The 3019-nt window shown below is 45.1% G+C and carries 5 protein-coding genes; all 5 read left to right on the top strand.

The window, feature by feature from the left end; translation table 11 throughout:
* Nucleotides 1-256 precede the first annotated feature (256 nt).
* The 5 genes from QUA99_RS32490 (at nt 257) to QUA99_RS32470 (ending at nt 2537) form a co-directional block, all read left to right on the top strand.
* Nucleotides 257-493, top strand: a complete 237-nt coding sequence (locus QUA99_RS32490) for a DUF433 domain-containing protein (RefSeq protein WP_333245668.1) — start codon at nt 257-259, stop codon at nt 491-493.
* A 189-nt stretch (nt 494-682) separates the two neighbouring features.
* Nucleotides 683-1429, top strand: a complete 747-nt coding sequence (locus QUA99_RS32485; protein WP_333245665.1) for a uracil-DNA glycosylase family protein — start codon at nt 683-685, stop codon at nt 1427-1429.
* A gap of 180 nt (nt 1430-1609) precedes the next feature.
* Complete coding sequence (locus tag QUA99_RS32480) at nt 1610-1813, top strand: hypothetical protein (RefSeq protein ID WP_333245662.1); 204 nt, start codon at nt 1610-1612, stop codon at nt 1811-1813.
* Between the two features lie 87 nt (nt 1814-1900).
* Nucleotides 1901-2314 (top strand): hypothetical protein, encoded by a 414-nt coding sequence (locus tag QUA99_RS32475; RefSeq protein WP_333245659.1) that lies wholly within the window; start codon nt 1901-1903, stop codon nt 2312-2314.
* Complete coding sequence (locus QUA99_RS32470; RefSeq protein ID WP_333245657.1) at nt 2307-2537, top strand: HNH endonuclease signature motif containing protein; 231 nt, start codon at nt 2307-2309, stop codon at nt 2535-2537. The genes QUA99_RS32475 and QUA99_RS32470 overlap by 8 nt, the downstream gene beginning before the upstream one ends.
* Nucleotides 2538-3019: the final 482 nt, after the last annotated feature.

Raw genomic sequence — 3019 nt, 5'->3', positions numbered from 1 at the left:
AGCTAAGTGTTGGCTTTTCCCAAAAGCAGCGCATTTTATCATACTTTTGTATACTTGCAAAATCGGGATGCTCCCGTCCGGGAGTGCGTGTAATGAGCGTACCAATGTCAATAGATACTCCTGCGGTCATAAACTATGGAAGTTTAAATGGACTGATCTCTATTACAGCATAGCGATCGCAGAATTATATCGCGGTGTGAGTTTGGGGCGATAAATGAAGTAAGCTATATACAAAAATTTTAAACAATTTTAACTCATGCCAGCATCCGTTGCTTATCTGTTTGACAGAATTACAGTGAACCCAAGACAATGTGGCGATCGTCCCTGCATCCGGGGAAGGCGGATTCGAGTCATCGATATCCTAGAGTTGCTGGCTGCGGGTGAGCAAATTTTTAAGTTTATCGAAGAATTTCCAGACTTGGAAATTGACTATATTAAAGCTACGCTTCTGTATGCAGTCCGCAAGCTCGATCGTCCTGTTTTAGCCGCATGACAATTTGGTTAAATTTTCATCTAACGGCAGCAATTGCTATGTGAATTAGTGCCACTTTTGGTGACATACATCAGCGATCGATCGGCGGTATTTTTCTCTTCTATTGGGTATTGTACCGCAACTGCGATACAATTATAAGTTAGACTGCTAGATTTTCGTAAACTCGTAATCAGTTGATATATTTCGGGAATGCCTGAAAAAACTCTGCTAAGTGAAATTGTTCATTGTCCCCATGCACGAGAGTGTCAAGAAGATCTTGCTGTTGAAAATCCATGTCGTACAATTGTTGACTCTCAAAATGCAATTGGGTTAGAAAAATTTCAAGTGCCTGAACCTTGGAGTGGACAGATAGAGCAAGCACCCATTCTCTTCCTGAGTTCAAATCCATCAATTGGCTCTGATGAAGATTACCCAACTTGGGATTGGTCATGTAGCGAAGTACATGATTATTTCAATTACCGTTTTGGAGGAGGACGTAAGCACTGGATCGTTGATGGTACAAAATCCTTGCTAAAAGACGGGAAATATAGTCGCTCTACTCGATTTTGGGCAGCGGTTAGACAACGTGCGATTGAGCTACTTCAACGGAACGTTAGTCCAGGCATTGATTATGCGCTTACCGAGATAGTGCATTGTAAGTCTCGTGCCGAAACTGGTGTAGAAGAAGCACAGGAGCAATGTGTGGAAGCCTACTTGTTGAGAGTTTTAGAACTAGCAAGAGCAAAAGTGATAGTGGTACTGGGGGCACGCGCAAAGCAAGTGATTCAAAGCCAATTCAATATCTCTACAGCAAATTCAATATCCGAGTTCGTTGAGATAGGGAATCGTGAAAGATTTTTTGCTTTTCTCCCCCATCCAAATGCTCGGACCCACCGTTCTTTTGCTAAGTGTTTACAGGGTGATGAACTTGAAAAGTTACGCGCTTTTTTGCGGTAGCATCAAAATACGGCAAGAGATGCGCGCACTCGAACAACGCCAATGCACCCGACCGTCGAGATCCTGTCGGTGGCAGTCTGAGGTAATTTGCGGCGGGTGATTGGCAACGTTAGACCGCTAAATCTGAGTTGGGTAGTGGCTTGAATGTATCTATCAAATTCCAACCCAAAGGTGAATGTCATGCAAGCTAAACTTCAAGAACAACTTTCTCCTGATGCCGAAGTTATTTTGGGACCTTTGCCAGAACGAATTAAAGCTGCTCTAATTGCGCGTGCTGCGAAAATTGAATATCCGATCGCCATTTCGATCGCCATTTCGATCGCCAATTTTCTCGACACAGAAGCATTAGGTTTCGTAGATTGCAAACCAGGACGCGGGCAGTAAAACCGAGAAGTCGCAGGCGATGAAGTTCGAGATCAGGTGAAAGCCCGATCGCTAAAATGATGAATAGATGTTGCTGCCAAGATAACCATGACCACCATCACCCTCAACCTCTCTCCCGAACTCGAACACCAGATCCGCACTGAAGCATCTCGACAGGGCGTTGAACCAGATCGCTACATCCTCAACGCCCTGCAAGAACGCCTCCAGCCTAGACTTCCAACCACCCAACCTACTGAAGCAGACTTGCTGCAACAAATTAACATCGGCTTTAGTGCACAAACCTGGGAAGAATACCATGCCCTCATCGCCAAGCGTCATGCCGAAACCCTGACTCCCGAAGAACACAAGCAACTGATCCAAATGAGCGATCGCCTTGAACAACTCAATGTTGCCCGCATTCAAGCCTTAATTCAACTCGCAACCTTCCGCAACCAACCTCTGACGGAGCTCATGCAAACCCTCGGCATCAATCCTCATCCCGAGATCGTTGATTATGCCTGAATCCCGCCTCACACAGCAGCAACGACAATTCATTAAACAACGCGCCAATGGTTGCTGCGAGTATTGTCTCAGTCAAGCTAAATTCTCTCCAGACCCCTTCTCCATTGAACACATTATCCCTCGCTCCAAAGGTGGCACCAGTGATTTGGATAATCTGGCGATCGCTTGTCAAGGGTGCAACAATTTCAAATACAGTCAATCGATTTTAGATTTTAGATTTTAGATTTTAGATTGACCCCACGAATAAATGCTCTTTCTTGAGGATTTTCGATTTTCGATTTGGGATTGATTCGACGGATAAATCACGTGGCGGGTACCATCAAGACATTCTTGGTCATAGTGAGGTGATCGACCCCGTTACAGGTGGCTCCGTCCCACTTTATCATCCTCGACGGGATAACTGGAGCGAACACTTTACTTGGAGCAGCGATTCGACTCAAATGTTGGGTTTAACACCGACTGGACGCGCTACCATCGATCGGCTCCAACTCAACCGAGAAGGAGTAGTCAATCTTCGACGAGTCCTGCATTCTATCGCTCTACATCCACCTCACAATGACTCGTAATTGAATATCCGATCGCAGCGGCGATCGCCATTTCGATCGCCAGTTTTCTCGACACAGAAGCGTTATACCATTTTTTTAAAGATGTGATAGAGATAAAGACTGTAAAATCCAAGACCATCCGGTGAGAAATCCAATGACG

This window comes from Microcoleus sp. F10-B2 (genome assembly GCF_036704965.1).
GTDB lineage: Bacteria > Cyanobacteriota > Cyanobacteriia > Cyanobacteriales > Microcoleaceae > Microcoleus.
The sequence above is the reverse complement of the archived record's forward strand: the minus strand, read 5'-3'. Positions and strand labels throughout refer to the sequence as shown.